Source organism: Gordonia malaquae NBRC 108250 (assembly GCF_000344135.1).
Classification (GTDB): domain Bacteria; phylum Actinomycetota; class Actinomycetes; order Mycobacteriales; family Mycobacteriaceae; genus Gordonia; species Gordonia malaquae.
Genome location: NZ_BAOP01000007.1, coordinates 149,954 through 164,389 on the forward strand (window position 1 = coordinate 149,954; position 14,436 = coordinate 164,389).

14 protein-coding genes and 4 tRNA genes are annotated in these 14,436 nt (G+C 66.2%); 16 read left to right on the forward strand and 2 right to left on the reverse strand.

Annotation, left to right across the window (positions count from 1 at the left end; translation table 11 throughout):
- Positions 1-4: 4 nt before the first annotated feature.
- Positions 5-706, forward strand: coding sequence for a demethylmenaquinone methyltransferase (locus GM1_RS06625; protein WP_008377519.1), 702 nt, complete (start codon positions 5-7; stop codon positions 704-706).
- A 417-nt stretch (positions 707-1,123) separates the two neighbouring features.
- Here GM1_RS06625 and GM1_RS06630 read toward each other — a convergent pair whose 3' ends face one another.
- Positions 1,124-2,395 (reverse strand): geranylgeranyl reductase family protein, encoded by a 1,272-nt coding sequence (locus GM1_RS06630; RefSeq protein WP_008377520.1) that lies wholly within the window; start codon positions 2,393-2,395, stop codon positions 1,124-1,126.
- 34 nt (positions 2,396-2,429) lie between these two features.
- Here GM1_RS06630 and GM1_RS06635 point away from each other — a divergent pair, with 34 nt between their 5' ends.
- On the forward strand, positions 2,430-3,515 hold the full coding sequence (locus GM1_RS06635; protein WP_502907697.1) for a polyprenyl synthetase family protein: 1,086 nt from the start codon (positions 2,430-2,432) through the stop codon (positions 3,513-3,515).
- Between the two features lie 94 nt (positions 3,516-3,609).
- The gene (gene htpX / locus GM1_RS06640) at positions 3,610-4,479 is read left to right on the forward strand and encodes a zinc metalloprotease HtpX (protein ID WP_008377522.1); all 870 of its coding nucleotides are present in this window, start codon (positions 3,610-3,612) and stop codon (positions 4,477-4,479) included.
- 168 nt (positions 4,480-4,647) lie between these two features.
- Here the strand turns inward: htpX and GM1_RS06645 are convergent, their stop codons facing one another.
- Complete coding sequence (locus GM1_RS06645; RefSeq protein ID WP_040519631.1) at positions 4,648-5,139, reverse strand: YajQ family cyclic di-GMP-binding protein; 492 nt, start codon at positions 5,137-5,139, stop codon at positions 4,648-4,650.
- A 93-nt stretch (positions 5,140-5,232) separates the two neighbouring features.
- Between GM1_RS06645 and GM1_RS06650 the strand changes: the two genes are divergently transcribed.
- The 13 genes from GM1_RS06650 to GM1_RS06710 all read left to right on the forward strand — a co-directional run bounded on the left by GM1_RS06650 (position 5,233) and on the right by GM1_RS06710 (position 14,410).
- Positions 5,233-5,313 (forward strand) — tRNA-Tyr (locus GM1_RS06650).
- A 121-nt stretch (positions 5,314-5,434) separates the two neighbouring features.
- Positions 5,435-5,507 (forward strand) — tRNA-Thr (locus GM1_RS06655).
- A gap of 35 nt (positions 5,508-5,542) precedes the next feature.
- Positions 5,543-5,616, forward strand: a tRNA-Met gene (locus GM1_RS06660).
- 90 nt (positions 5,617-5,706) lie between these two features.
- Positions 5,707-5,874 (forward strand): 50S ribosomal protein L33, encoded by a 168-nt coding sequence (gene rpmG, locus GM1_RS06665; RefSeq protein WP_008377524.1) that lies wholly within the window; start codon positions 5,707-5,709, stop codon positions 5,872-5,874.
- Positions 5,875-6,106: 232 nt separating this feature from the next.
- Positions 6,107-7,153 carry a fused (3R)-hydroxyacyl-ACP dehydratase subunits HadA/HadB gene (locus GM1_RS06670; RefSeq protein WP_008377525.1) on the forward strand — a complete coding sequence of 349 codons (1,047 nt, stop codon included), beginning with the start codon at positions 6,107-6,109 and terminating at the stop codon, positions 7,151-7,153.
- A gap of 137 nt (positions 7,154-7,290) precedes the next feature.
- A tRNA-Trp gene (locus GM1_RS06675) sits at positions 7,291-7,363 on the forward strand.
- Between the two features lie 38 nt (positions 7,364-7,401).
- A complete protein-coding gene (secE, locus tag GM1_RS06680; RefSeq protein ID WP_008377526.1) occupies positions 7,402-7,773 on the forward strand; it encodes a preprotein translocase subunit SecE in 372 nt (123 codons plus the stop codon).
- A 101-nt stretch (positions 7,774-7,874) separates the two neighbouring features.
- Positions 7,875-8,621 carry a transcription termination/antitermination protein NusG gene (gene nusG / locus GM1_RS06685; RefSeq protein WP_040519652.1) on the forward strand — a complete coding sequence of 249 codons (747 nt, stop codon included), beginning with the start codon at positions 7,875-7,877 and terminating at the stop codon, positions 8,619-8,621.
- A 77-nt stretch (positions 8,622-8,698) separates the two neighbouring features.
- Positions 8,699-9,133: a 50S ribosomal protein L11 gene (gene rplK / locus GM1_RS06690; protein ID WP_008377528.1), complete on the forward strand. Its 435-nt coding sequence runs from the start codon at positions 8,699-8,701 to the stop codon at positions 9,131-9,133.
- A gap of 97 nt (positions 9,134-9,230) precedes the next feature.
- Positions 9,231-9,941, forward strand: coding sequence for a 50S ribosomal protein L1 (gene rplA, locus GM1_RS06695; RefSeq protein WP_008377529.1), 711 nt, complete (start codon positions 9,231-9,233; stop codon positions 9,939-9,941).
- Positions 9,942-10,365: 424 nt separating this feature from the next.
- Complete coding sequence (locus GM1_RS06700) at positions 10,366-11,772, forward strand: condensation domain-containing protein (protein ID WP_008377530.1); 1,407 nt, start codon at positions 10,366-10,368, stop codon at positions 11,770-11,772.
- Entirely contained in the window at positions 11,769-13,130 is a 1,362-nt protein-coding gene (locus GM1_RS06705; RefSeq protein ID WP_008377531.1) for a condensation domain-containing protein, read from the forward strand. The genes GM1_RS06700 and GM1_RS06705 overlap by 4 nt, the downstream gene beginning before the upstream one ends.
- The gene (locus tag GM1_RS06710; protein ID WP_008377532.1) at positions 13,127-14,410 is read left to right on the forward strand and encodes a hypothetical protein; all 1,284 of its coding nucleotides are present in this window, start codon (positions 13,127-13,129) and stop codon (positions 14,408-14,410) included. Before GM1_RS06705 ends, GM1_RS06710 begins: the two co-directional genes overlap by 4 nt.
- Positions 14,411-14,436 lie beyond the last annotated feature (26 nt).

Below are 14,436 nucleotides of genomic sequence, written 5' to 3' on the forward strand. Positions count from 1 at the left end.
TGGCATGACTACTGGTCCCCACCGCGCCGGTCTCGACAAGCAGCCCGCCGACGTCGCCGAGATGTTCGACGGAGTCGCTCGCCGCTACGACATCACCAACACGGTGCTCTCGTTCGGCCAGGACCGTCTCTGGCGTCGCAACACACGCCGTGCTCTCGCGTTGCGCCCTCGCGACGTGGTCCTCGACCTCGCCGCCGGAACCGCCGTGTCGACGACGGAACTCGCCGCGTCAGGGGCCACCGTCGTCGCGGCGGACTTCTCCCTCGGAATGCTCCGGGCAGGTGTCCGACGCGCTGTGCCGAAGGTCGCGGCCGACGCGCTGCATCTCCCGTTCGCCGATGCGTCGTTCGACGCCGCGACGATCTCGTTCGGCCTCCGCAACGTCAACGACGTCCCGCTCGCGCTGTCGGAGCTCAAGCGCGTACTCAAGCCTGGCGGACGACTGGTGATCTGCGAGTTCTCGACGCCGACCTGGCGGCCGTTCCGGACCGTCTACATGGAGTACCTGATGAAGGCGCTCCCAGCCGTCGCCACCAAGGTGTCGAGCAACCCGGACGCCTATGTGTATCTCGCGGAGTCGATCCGCGAATGGCCGAACCAGGACGGCCTGGCGTCGCTGATCTCCTCCGCGGGCTTCACCGACGTCGGCTGGATCGACCAGACCGGCGGCATCGCAGCCATCCATCACGCGATTCGTCCGGCGTAGGCGGGCAACGGAATCGGCCGGTTTGTCGCTGGTCAACGCGTCTTCTGCGGTTGCTCGCGACTTTCGTTGACGGCCGCGGCTTTCGTCGACGTAGATCGACGCTTCGTTGACAGAGGCGGCCTTCCTGAAGACCGCGTCTGTCAGTGAGGGTCGCGAGGATGTTGTGCGGTGTCGTTGTGGGTGGGTCTGGCGAAAAGGTGCTTGGGACGACGGGAGGTGGCCGGTTGAGCGTGAATCGGCCAGTTCGATCTGGTCATGGCGCCTTTGGGCGGCTCCCGCAGGGAGGGCGCCGCCGCGACCTCCATTTACAGACGCGGCCTTCACGAAGGCCTCGGCTGCGAACGAGGCGTCGGTCTGCGTCGTCGGATGCAGCGTTCGTCATCGAAGTCCGCGAGTGCGTGGAGGTACGGCTCAGGCTCAGGAGAATGGCGGGCGCGACTCGAATCGTGACGCGGCGGTCCCCGCGCCGCGCCAGGCGCGTGCGATGAGGTCGGAGTCGTCGGCGGTCAGGAGGTTCCCCATCACCCTGACCACGGTCGACATCAAGGCCGCCGACCGGATCCCGGGACGCCCGAGGACGGGAACCGTCTTCGGCATGGTCAGCAGGCCCGCCGCACGCCGGGCGGCCGCGAAAACTGGGCCGTACTCACGACGGAGCAACTCCGGCCAGGCAGCGGTGAAGTCGGCTTCGTCGTCGAGCATCGCGACTGCGAGTTCCGCCGTCTCCAACGCGTAGTCGATGCCCTCTCCGTTGAGAGGATTCACACATGCCGCGGCGTCGCCGATCAGCATCCAGTTCGCGCCTGCCACGCCGCTGACCGCGCCGCCCATCGGAAGCAACGCGGATGCGATGCGTTCCGGCGTGCCCGTCAGCACCCATTCGTCGGACACCATCCGCGCATAGTGTTCGAGGACTGGCCTCAGCGCCATCGACGCCGGACGCCTTCCGGTCGCGAGTGCCCCGACGCCGACGTTGACGGTTCCGTCGCCGAGCGGGAACACCCAGCCGTACCCGGGCAGCAGTTCGCGGTCGGGTCCGCGCAGTTCCAGGTGAGAACCCATCCATTCCGCGTCGGACCGGTCCGATGCGGCATACGAGCGCGCAGCGACCCCGTATGCGGTGTCCCGATGCCACTCGCGGCCGAGGGACTTGCCGAGCCCTGATCGGACGCCGTCGGCGACGATCACGTTTCGCACCGCGATCGCCGAGCGCTCACCACCGCGTTCGACGGTGACCGACTCGATCCGGCCGCCGGTGATCTGGACGCCGACCGCCTTCGTGCCCTCCACCATTCGGGCGCCCCGTGCGACGGCGAACCGTCGGATCGCGTCGTCGAGCTCCCACCGCGACACGGCGCTTCCGACCGGGCCGAACGTCGACGACGGCCAGGCGACCTGCTGGCGTCGGCCCCAGCCGTTCAGTTCGAGGCCGCGGATCACCGGGCGATCGGCGAGGAAATCGCCCATGCCGAGATGCTGCATCGCCGAATAGGCGCGCGGCGTGAGGCCGTCGCCGCAGGTCTTGTCGCGGGGGAACGTGGCGGCGTCCAACAGGACGACGTCGAGTCCACGTCGAGCCGCGTGCGCCGCCGCCGCCGCGCCTGCGGGACCTGCGCCGACGACAAGGAGGTCGGCGTCGGAGGGGAGACCGCTGGGGCCGTGGTGGTCACCGGGGGTTGCGCTCGTCACCCGACCAGTATGTCGGGCGGAGTCGGACGATAGGGTGGGCGGTGTCATCGACCTCTCGCCGAACACGCGGCGACCCGAGAAGACGAGATGGGGCACGACACCCGTGAAGTCCACATTCGCCGGACTGGACCTCGGCGCAGACGAGTTCGCAACGCAGGTGCAGACATCACTGGCCCGCGTCGAGGATCTGTTGCTGAGTGAACTCTCGTCGGGCGACGAGATCCTCACCGAGGCCGCGACTCACCTCGCCAAAGCGGGCGGCAAACGTTTCCGTCCCATGTTCGCGATCCTCTCATCGCACTTCGGACCCGACCCGGAGAACAACGACGTCATCACGTCGGCCACCGTCATCGAGATGACGCACTTGGCGACGCTCTACCACGACGACGTGATGGACGAGGCTCCGCTGCGCCGCGGTGCGCAGTCCGCGAATGCCCGGTGGTCGAACTCGGTCGCGATCCTCGCGGGCGACTTCCTGTTCGCTCGCGCGTCGCACCTCGTGTCGACGCTCGGCCCGGACGCGGTGCGGATCATCGCCGACACGTTCGCCGAACTGGTGACCGGCCAGATGCGCGAGACCGTCGGCGCTCAGGGCCGAGATCCGGTGGAGCACTACCTGCGGGTGGTGTGGGAGAAGACGGGGTCGTTGATCGCCTCGGCGGGACGCTTCGGCGCAATGTCCGCGGGCGCCGACTCGGAGCGCGCAGCCACCCTGCAGCGTCTCGGCGACATCATCGGCACGGCGTTTCAGGTGTCCGACGACGTCATCGACATCGCGTCTGTCACCGGCGACTCTGGCAAGACGCCCGGCACCGACCTCCGGGAGGGTGTCCACACGCTGCCGGTCATCTACGCGCTGCAGGGCGACGGGCCGGACTCGGTCCGTCTGCGCGAACTGCTGGTCGACGCCGACACAGGCGCCGCCCGTCCGCTGACCGACGACGCCGAGGTGACCGAGGCGCTTCACCTGCTGGTGGCGTCCGACGGCATGGTCGCGGCGCGCGCCAAGCTGCAGGAGATGGCCGACGAGGCGAACGGCCTCCTCGCCACCCTGCCCGCCGGTGATGCCAACAACGCCTTCGCGTCGCTGGTGCGGTACACCGTGGAACGGATCGGCTGACGTCGGACGCCGTCGATGGTTGCGTCTGGAACTTTTCTCCGTCGCTTGAGCGTTTGAGTGTATGAACGTCTCAAAGGAACCATAGGAGGCTGGCGTGCATTTCAACGGGCTCAAGACTGCTGCGTTGATGGGTCTGATGTCGGCGATCATCGTCGGTATCGGTGCTGCTTTCCAGAACACGACGATCCTGTTCGTGTCGGTGCTGTTGGCGGTCGGAACGAACGCGTACGCGTACTTCAACAGCGCGAAGCTGTCGTTGAAGGCCATGCACGCGCAGCCCGTCACCGAGGTGCAGGCCCCCGCGCTGTATCGGATCGTCCGTGAGCTCGCCACGCAGGCACATCAACCGATGCCCGCGCTCTACATCAGCCCGACGGAATCACCGAACGCGTTTGCGACCGGACGCAACCCGAAGAACGCCGCCGTCTGCTGCACGAGCGGCATCATGGAACTCCTCACCGAACGGGAGCTCCGCGCGGTGCTCGGTCATGAACTGTCGCACGTCTACAACCGCGACATCCTGATCAGCTCTGTGGCGGGCGCGATGGCAGCCGTCATCACCGGACTGGCGAACATGGCGATGTGGATGGGCATGTTCGGCGGTAACCGGGACAACGGTCCGAACCCGCTCGCCATGATTCTGGTCTCGTTGCTGGGACCGATCGCCGCGAGCGTCATCCAGATGTCCGTGTCACGGTCTCGGGAGTTCCAGGCCGACGCCTCGGGCGCGGAACTGACGAACGACCCGCTGGCGCTGGCCTCGGCGCTCGGCAAGATCTCGGGCGGGATCGCGTCGGCTCCGCTGCCGCCGACGCCCGATCTGACGTCGCAGTCGCATCTGATGATCGAGAGCCCGTTCCGGGCCGGTGAGAAGCTCTCACGTCTCTTCTCCACGCACCCACCCACCGCCGAGCGCATCGCCCGCCTGGAGCAGATGGCCCGCGATCAGGGACAGTCGTTCTGATCGTCAATCCTGGGTAGCCGAGGGCACTCGCGGTGAAGCGAGCACTGAAGCGTGGGCGGGGATTGTCACGACGAGCCCTCCACAGCGCGCGAGCCGCTAGGCGAGCCCGCGAGGACTGCCGAGGAGTGAGAATCCCCGCCCACGCTTCAGCGCGGCGTCACGGGCGGACTAGCGGTAGTTGACGAACTGGAGAGCGATGCCGAAGTCCTCGCCCTTGAGGAGGGCGATGATCGCCTGAAGGTCGTCGCGCTTCTTGGACGAGACGCGGAGTTCGTCGCCCTGGATCTGCGCTTTGACACCCTTCGGGCCTTCGTCGCGGATCTTCTTGGAGATCTTCTTGGCGTGCTCGGAGTCGATGCCCTGGACGATGTCGCCGGAGATCTTGAACGTCTTGCCGGAGCCGACGGGCTCGCCGGCGTCGAACGCCTTGAGGGAGATGTCCCGGCGGATCAGCTTCTCCTTGAACACCTCGAGACCCGCGAGGGCCCGCTCCTCGGTGTCGGAGGTGATCACGATCTTCTCCTCGCCGGACCAGGCGATGGTGGTGTTGGTGCCGCGGAAGTCGTATCGCTGCGAGAGCTCCTTGCCTGCGGTGTTCAGTGCGTTGTCGACCTCCTGGCGGTCGACCTTGCTCACGACGTCAAACGAAGAATCAGCCATGCTGGGCACACTACACCGTCTCTGAACTGCGCGTTTGTGCGGTGGTGGGAGGTTCGTTGTATTCTTTCTCCCGTTGCCTTCGGGCAGCGCAATGGCAGATTGCCCGAGCGGCCAAAGGGAGCGGATTGTAAATCCGTCGCGCAAGCTACACAGGTTCGAATCCTGTATCTGCCACTGACGCGGTACCCGCATGTAGGACAGTTGACCAGCGGTTTTGGTTATCGGACCTGCTTGTGTGTAACCTCGTTGAGGCTCTTACGTCACGGCGACGACATGTCGTCGGGTAGTGAGGCACGCCCCCTTAGCTCAGTCGGTAGAGCGTTTCCATGGTAAGGAAAAGGTCGACGGTTCGATTCCGTCAGGGGGCTCGCTGGTTTCGCTTCGCGAGTTGTGGGACCGACAGGGCGGTGTAGCTCAGCTGGTTAGAGCGCACGACTCATAATCGTGAGGTCGGGGGATCGAGTCCCCCCACCGCTACACATCGAACACCCGGTGCACGCCCCGGCCCAGAGCCTGGGTCGCGATACGGGCCCGATTACAAGCTAGACGCGAAAGTAGGCAAACAAAGTGGCTTCCTCAACCGATGTGCGGCCGAAGATCACCTTGGCATGCGAGGTGTGCAAGCACCGCAACTACATCACCAAGAAGAATCGTCGCAACGACCCCGATCGTCTCGAGCTGAAGAAGTTCTGCCCGAACTGCGGTAAGCACGAGGCTCACAAGGAGTCGCGCTGACTCTTCGTCGCGCCTGCGCGTGACGTGATACAGACCCCTTCAAGCGGGCCACCTCCATGTGAGGTGGCCCGCTTGATTTTGTTTGCACTCCATGGGGGAGTGACAATCGTATATAACGATCGAGTATCGATCCGTTTGTGAGATGAGACCTTGTGTCCGCCGCAGGCCCAGCCCGAAGGCCGCGGTGTTGTGAGACGGCCCGCGGGGGGGGCGTGTGAGGAGTGTTCACCAGATGACGCAGCAGATCGCGACCAAGATGACGCCGGAGGAGATCGCGGCGCACTCCAAGTCGGTCGTCGGCTACAGCTATACGGTCGACGACTACTACGAGGTCGGCCGTGAGGAGATCCGCAAGCACGCGCGTGCAGTGCAGGACGACCACCCTGTGCACTGGGACGAGCTGAAGGCTGCCGAGCTCGGCCACGATTCGCTCATCGCGGCTCCGACCTTCATCTCCGTGCTCGGCATCATCGCTCAGCGACGTCTCTTCGAAGAGGTGGTCACCGGGTACGACGTGTGGCAAGTGATGCAGACCGACCAACGACTGGTGTTCCATCAGCCGATCAAGGTCGGCGACAGGTTGATCTGCGACGTGTCGTTGGAGTCGTTCCGGCAGTCGATGGGCACCGACATGATGGTCACGAAGAACATCGTCTGGAACCAGCACGATGAGCCGGTGATGACCACGTTCACCTCCGTGGTGGCGCGACCGTCGGTCGAAGCGGACCCGGCGATGCTCGACAAGCTCGAGCACGTGATGATGAAGGTCGACAACGAACCGCGCACGGCACAGACGGTGTTCGGGCCGTTCGCGAGGTACTCCGACCCGGACCCGCAGGTCGAACCGAAGCCGTACGGGGCCGTCGACTTCGACTCGTTGACCGTCGGGCAGGAGCTTCCCGCGGTGACGAAGGTGCTGACCCTCGGCAACCTGGTCAATTACGCCGGCGTCGCCAGTGATCCGAACCCGATTCACTTCTCGCCCGAGGTGGCAGGTGCGATCGATCTCGAACAGCCGGTGGCGCACGGCATGCAGACGATGGGGCTGGCTGCCGGCGTCGTCAGCTCCTTCGTCGGAGACCCGGCCGCCATCTACGAATTCAACGTCCGCTTCACCAGCCCCGTGTACGTTCCGCCGGTCGGATACGCCGAGGTCGAGTTCACCGGAAAGGTCCGGTCCCTCGATCCTGAGACACGTCGCGGAGTGATCGCACTCGTCGCGAAACAGGGCGACCGAAAGATCTTCGGACGCGCGCAGGCGCTCGTTCAGTTCGCTTGATCGACAGCCGAGTTGGGGCCGACCGCAGGTTTGCTCTACACTAGGTGAGTCTGAGCTTTCACAGACTTCCGCGCTGCCCTGAGGGTGGCGCGTTGGTTTTGTAAGCGACGACCGTATCGGGCCTGAGTCCGGTACAAAGGGGCGTAGCTCAACTGGCAGAGCAGCGGTCTCCAAAACCGCAGGTTGCAGGTTCAAGTCCTGTCGCCCCTGCCCTCGGGCAGTTTGCATACGAAGGGATCGGTGAGAAGGTGGCCAAGCGGGATCGCAAGGCTGGCGACGTCGACGACGCGATCGAGGTCGACGACATCCGGGCCGACGACGAGCTTCGTCCGAGCGGTAAGCGTTCGGCACGTGGACGTCGCGCGGAAGCCGCATCGACGACGGTCGCGACTTCGTCTCGCAGCACCGACACCGGTGCGTCGACGAGCCGCAACCCGTTTGTGCGCATCTGGGCGTTCCTCAAGCAGGTCATCAGCGAAATGCGCAAGGTCGTGTGGCCGACGCGCAGCGAGATGGTCAACTACTCGATCGCCGTCCTCGCGTTCCTGGTGGTCGTGACAGCGATCATCGCCGGGTTGGACATCGGATTCGCGAAGCTCGCGCTTCTCGTATTCGGCTGACACGTGCGAGAGCGGGCGTTTGCGCCCGCGACACTGCGGGGGCACACCCCGTAGTACTGACGGGCCGACGGCCCGGGTGAGCAATGAAGGAGTTGGGCGCAGTGAGCACCCCGGAGAACGACATCGAATCGCCGGAGGTCGGTGACGTGACGCCTGACGAGACCACGCAGGACGCCACGCCCGAGACCGCCGCAACGCCGGAGCCGGAAGCCGACATCGACCCTGTCGCCCAGCTCAAGGCTGAACTGCGCCGCGCGCCCGGCGAGTGGTACGTCATCCACTCGTACGCGGGCTACGAGAACAAGGTCAAGACCAACCTCGAGACCCGTGTTCAGAACCTCGACGTCGGCGACTACATCTTCCAGGTCGAAGTTCCGACCGAAGAGGTCACCGAGATCAAGAACGGCCAGCAGAAGAAGGTCAACCGCAAGGTCCTTCCCGGCTACATCCTGGTCCGCATGGAACTCAACGACGAGTCGTGGAGCGCAGTGCGCAACACCCCGGGTGTCACCGGTTTCGTCGGCATGACCTCGCGTCCGTCGCCGCTGTCGCTGAAGGAAGTCCTTCAGTTCCTGCTTCCGCGAGCCGAGGTCCGCAAGGCGCAGGCCGCGAAGGCCGCCGCAGAGGCGGGCGAAAGCGTCGAGGCTGCCGCAGCCGCCGCGTCGAACCTCGTCGAGGTCGACTTCGAGGTCGGCGAGTCGGTGACCGTCATGGACGGCCCGTTCGCGACCCTGCCGGCCTCCATCAGCGAGGTCAACACCGAACAGCGCAAGGTGAAGGTCCTGGTGTCGATCTTCGGCCGCGAGACTCCGGTCGAGCTCGGCTTCAACCAGGTCGAGAAGATCTGACAGGCCTCACCGCCAAGCGTGCAATGACTTCCGCGTATCCAGCGTGCGCGGATCTGTAGGAAAAAGGACAAGAGGATATGCCTCCCAAGAAGAAGAAGATCTCCGGGATCATCAAGCTCCAGATCCAGGCGGGCCAGGCCAACCCGGCACCGCCCGTGGGTCCGGCTCTCGGTCAGCACGGCGTCAACATCATGGAGTTCTGCAAGGCGTACAACGCCGCGACGGAATCCCAGCGTGGAAACGTCATCCCGGTCGAGATCTTCGTGTACGAAGACCGTTCGTTCGACTTCAAGCTCAAGACCCCGCCGGCAGCCAAGCTGCTGCTGAAGGCCGCAGGCCTCCAGAAGGGCTCGGGCGTGCCGCACACCGACAAGGTCGGCAAGGTGTCGATGGACCAGGTCCGCGAGATCGCGAAGACCAAGGCCGAGGATCTGAACGCCAACGACATCGACGCAGCAGCGAAGATCATCGCAGGCACCGCCCGCTCGATGGGCATCGTCGTCGAAGGCTGATCCCGACTCGGATCGCACCACCAGAACATCCGTGGGAGGGCCGTGCTCGGCCCATTAACCACTAACTCCCGCCCCGTGCGGGGAGAAGGAACAGAGCATGAGCAAGAAGAGCAAGGCCTATGTGGCCGCAGCTGAGAAGATCGATCGCGACAACCTTTACAGTCCGCTGGAGGCTGTGAAGCTCGCACAGGAGACGTCGTCGAAGAACACCGACGCCACCGTCGAGGTCGCCGTCCGTCTCGGCGTCGATCCCCGCAAGGCCGACCAGATGGTCCGCGGCACCGTCAACCTGCCGCACGGCACCGGTAAGACCGCGCGCGTCATCGTGTTCGCCGCAGGCGACAAGGCCACCGAGGCCGCCGCTGCAGGCGCAGACGAGGTCGGCGCAGAGGACCTGATCGAGAAGATCCAGGGCGGCTGGCTCGACTTCGACGCCGCGATCGCGACGCCGGACCAGATGGCCAAGGTCGGCCGTATCGCGCGTGTCCTCGGACCGCGTGGCCTGATGCCGAACCCGAAGACGGGCACCGTCACCAACGACGTGACCAAGGCCGTCAACGACATCAAGGGCGGCAAGATCAACTTCCGCGTCGACAAGGCAGCGAACCTGCACTTCGTCATCGGCAAGGCGTCGTTCGACGCTGCCAAGCTCGCCGAGAACTACGGCGCCGCGTACGACGAGATCATGCGTGCGAAGCCGTCGGCAGCCAAGGGCCGCTACATCAAGAAGGTCACCGTCTCGACCAACACCGGCCCCGGTGTGCCCGTCGACCCGGCCGTGTCGCGCAACTTCCTCGACGAGGCCTGATCCAGGTCTGGTTCGAGCAGTAGCTGCACAAGGCGCCTCCCGCGTGAAGCGGGAGGCGCCTTTTTGTGTGCCGAGTACCGATAATTCTTTGTTAACGGGACATGGCCACCGAGCACCTCGGTTGCCGACCTGGCCCGTTCTGCGCGCGGCGAGCAGAACAGTCACCGCGCCGAATGTCGTCCGATCAGACGATGCTCCGGGCCGTTCACCTGCTCCGATGGCCGTCTCCGGTGATGTGTGCACACGTTGCGGAAGGCTGTCGCGAGGGCGCACCGACTGTGATCTCCAGGACTTCATCGGCGGCCCGATGACGCCTGTCACGAGTCTTGAAACGACGCTTCGTCGAGGAGTAGATCCTTTCTCAGGGGGCCGCGAGAACTCGCGAATCTCTCTAGATCCGGGCCAGACTCACGAGGGGGACACAATGGAGTACAGCGAACTCGCCGACTACCCGCTGCACGGCGGTCAGACGATCGGCTGGGTGCCGACAGCGCACGCCGACGCATGGCGAAACGATCACCGGCCGCTCTCGACAGACCATGAGGCACATGTGGCGTGCGCGACCAATGCTCCCGAGGCGGCTGCGGGCTCGTGGATCGGCACCGCCTTCCGCGTTGAGGAACCCCTCGACACGGATGCCTTCGGTGCGGTGATTGGTGAGTGGATCGCTCGTCACGAGGCCTACCGCACCACCGCGGTCCCCGCCGTCGGTGGTCGCGGTTTCACGCGCGCCACAGTGCCCGCAGACGCGATCACCGTTGAGGCGCGGCGCGCACCGGAGCCGCGCGGAAGCGCCGAGATCTGCAGCCGGATCGAGACCTTCTTCGCCGATGTCGTGTCCGCGGTCCGGTGGCCCCATCTGGCGGTCGTCACCGTCGAACCAGCCCCCGCATCACCCTGGTTCACCGTGGTGTTCGCCGCAGATCACGCCGTGATGGACGCGTACACGCAGGTCATCGCGATCGCCGAGCTCACCGAGCTCTACCGGGCCCGGGTGCAGGGCCGTGCGCCGCTCCTGCCGCCGGTGGGGTCGTACGTCGACTTCAGCGCCTTCGAACGCGCGGTCGACGACGCACTCGACCATGATCACCCTGTGGTCCAGCGGTGGGCGGGGTTCCTCGGCGCAGACCGCAGACTTCCTGCGTTCCCGCTCCCGGTCAGCCGCCCGACTGGGGACACGGCCCCCGACTTCCAGGCGAGCCTGTCGAGATGGCTGCTAGACGACGACGCAACTGAGGCGTTCGTCGCTGCGGCGAAGGGATTCGGCGGTTCGCAGACCAGTGGATTCCTCAGCGCGGTCAAGACCGCGCTCGGTCGGCTCGGCGCAGACGGGCTGCGGTTCATCATGCCGATGCACACGCGCAATGCTCCCGAGTTCGCCGTCGCGGCAGGCTGGTTCGTCGGTGTGATGCCCGTCGACGACCCGATCGGACATGCAGCGTCGTTCGGCGAGACGATCGGGGGCACGTCGGCCGCGATCCGCGCCAACCGGGATGTCGTCCCCTTCTCGCTTCCACGGGTGACAAGCATTCTCGACGTCCCGGGAGCGCCGGAGTTCGTGGTCTCCTTCGTCGACGGACGCGCGGTCCCGGGCGCCGACGCCTGGACCGAACACGAGCGAGCCCTCCGAAGCCGTGTCCGCAGCGGCTCCGAGGTGTACCTGTGGATCAACCGCGCTGCGGGCGGACTCAACCTGTCGATGCGGTACCCGAACAACGAGATCGCCGCGTCGTCGGTCCACGCCTTCGTCGCCGAGTTCGCCGCCGTCCTCAGCGAAGTCGTCGAGACCGGCGATGCAGCGCTCGGTCGTCCCGTCCGGATCGTCCAGTGAGGATCGCAGCCGGACGGGAATGGCGACCGGCCACGGGAACTGTCGTCGACTGGACGCCGACCGACGCCACCGTGGACGCGGGCCGGGCAGCTCATCCGCACCCGGTGGGCCCGTCGTTCCTGCAACGGGACCACATCGTCGCCGTTCGAGCCGACCGCCTGGCAGGCCGAGAGCATCACGCCTTCACCTGCGCGACGGTCCCGGTCCCCGAAGTCCTCGATCTCGACCGGATGACGGCGGCCCTGAACGGGTTTCTCCGAGATCACGACGGGTGGCGATCGACGTTTCGTTTCGACGGCGATGACGTGAAGCGCGGACTGGTCGACGCATCCGACATCGAAGTGGCGCCGCATCTGTTGCCGCAGGGCACCGATCCGATCGATCACCTGCACCGGCGCCTGCCCGCAACAGCCGTGTTCGACGTGTTCCCCGCAGTCGCATTCGGAGCGGTGGCACACGACGATTCGTTCGACTTCTACTTCGCGATAGATCACGCGTTCGGCGACGCCAGCTCGCAGGCGATCGGCCTCGCCGAGATCCTGTCGCGGTATCACGGAGACGACGGACCACGGCCCGTCGTCGGCGCGAGCCACATTGAGCACACTGCGTCCGAATACGCCCGTGCCGCAGGGATGACGACCGAGACGGAGTCGGTTCAACGCTGGGAGTCGATCCTCGGCGGGGCCACCCCGGCGATACCGTCGTTCCCCCTCGATCTCGGCATCGTCGACGGGCGGGCGGAGCCGGTGCGGATCGATCAGGTCCGGATCGCCGACGCAGATCTCGCCGAGCGACTCTCCGGCTGGGCGAAGGCGTCAGGCAGCGGGCTGTCGGCGCTCGTGTTCGCGGCACTCGGCGTCACCGAACGGAGGCTGGTGGGGCGAGAGCGCTACCTGACGGCGACCGTGCTGAGCACACGACATGGTGATCACGTCGCCGCGCAGGGGTGGTACATCAATTTCGTCCCGGTCGCATTCGACGTCCGTACCGACGATCTCGCCGACGTCCTTCCAGACGCGGCGCGTGGACTGGCGGTGGCGAAGGAGATGTCCGCTGACCCGGTCCACGGCGCTCTCGGAGTGCTGATCGGCAAGGGGGTCCTGGACCCGTCGGTGATCACCAACCCCCAGATGGTCTCGTACCTCGACTTCCGGTGGTTCCCGGCGGCCGACCGCCTGCGGGAAGCATTGATCTTCACCGGGGAGGGCGTCACCGACCACGCGTCCATCTGGATCAGTCGGACCGACGACGGGCTGTTCGCGGCCACCCAGCGGCCGGACAATCCGATCGCCGAGGCGTCTGTCGCGAAGTACTTCGACACACTCGGCGACGTGCTGGCGTCGGTGGACCAGCGGTGACCGGAGACGCTGCGGGGCGACTGACCGCCGACGACAACCTGTTCTTGGTGATGGAACGCGTCGTCGACCTCCCGGTTGTCAACCAGGTGGTGTGGCGCCTCGAGTCCGACGTCGACGCCGACCTGGTGAATCGGCTCGGCGACGGCCTGCGCGCAGGAAGACTGTCGAGGCTGGCGGTGCGGACCGCAGGCCCGACGCGCGATCTCTGGAGATTCACGCCCGACGCGGGAGTCGTCGCGACGTCGGAACTTCAGGTCCGCCCGGGTGGAGAGGGCGACTGGGCACGGACACAGCTCGAGGCGCCCGTCGACAGCGTCGCGGGGCCGTCGTGGAGGCTGACTGCGGCGCCGACCAGTGACGGTCGGGTGCTGGTCTCGCTGGTGTTCTCCCATGTCGTCGCGGACGGGGGTGCGATCCTCGCCGCGGTCGACGAAGCTGTTCGTGGATGTCCGCGGCCCCTGGACGTCGACGGCGGACGTCCTGTCGCCGACGCGCTGAGCCTGAGCCGAGCAACGGTCTCGGCCGCACGCGAACTGTTCCGGAACAGGGGGCCGAGCGCGGCGCGGGAACCCAGGCCGACGGCCGACGACGTACCGTTCACGTGTCCAACGATCGCCGTCACCGTGGATTCGGATCTCTTCGACGCGACCGCACGGGGAGCGGACGGTACACCGAACACGCTGTTCGTGGCGCTTGTGCTCGGTGTGCTCGAACGGTCGGGGCGCGTGGCGACCGGTGACGCCGTGCAGATCAATCTGCCGGTGTCGACTCGAGGCGAGGACGACCTGCGGTCGAACGCGTCGTCGGCCGCGACCGCGGATGTGACGGTGTCAGACGACCGATATGACGATCTCTCTGAGTTGCGGGCATCGTGCAAAGCGGCGTACGTCCGCAGAGAACGAGACGTCGACCCGTTCGTTTCGACGGTCGTCGTCGCCCAAGCGCTGCCGGACGCAGTCGTCCGGCGGCTCGCCGCGGGTGCGGGGACTCCGCTGTGTCTCGCGTCGGCATTGGGCGACCTGCCGTCGTCGTTCGCGACACTAGGCGGCGCGACGACGGGGCCGGTGGCGATGCGGTCGACGACTGTCGGCGCGTCGGCCGCGCAGTTGGCGGCGGCGGGCGGCGGCGTCAGCGCGTGGTCGTCCCGGACGCCCGGCGTCGTCACCCTGTGCTTCGCCGGCCTTGATCCGCTGGCGATTCCGGATCGGCAGCGGATCACGGATCTGGTTCTCGGCGAACTCGAGCGCTGGGACCTGCCCGCGCAGGTGTGGTTGGACTGAGATGTGCGGACCTGTGGACAGAGCGA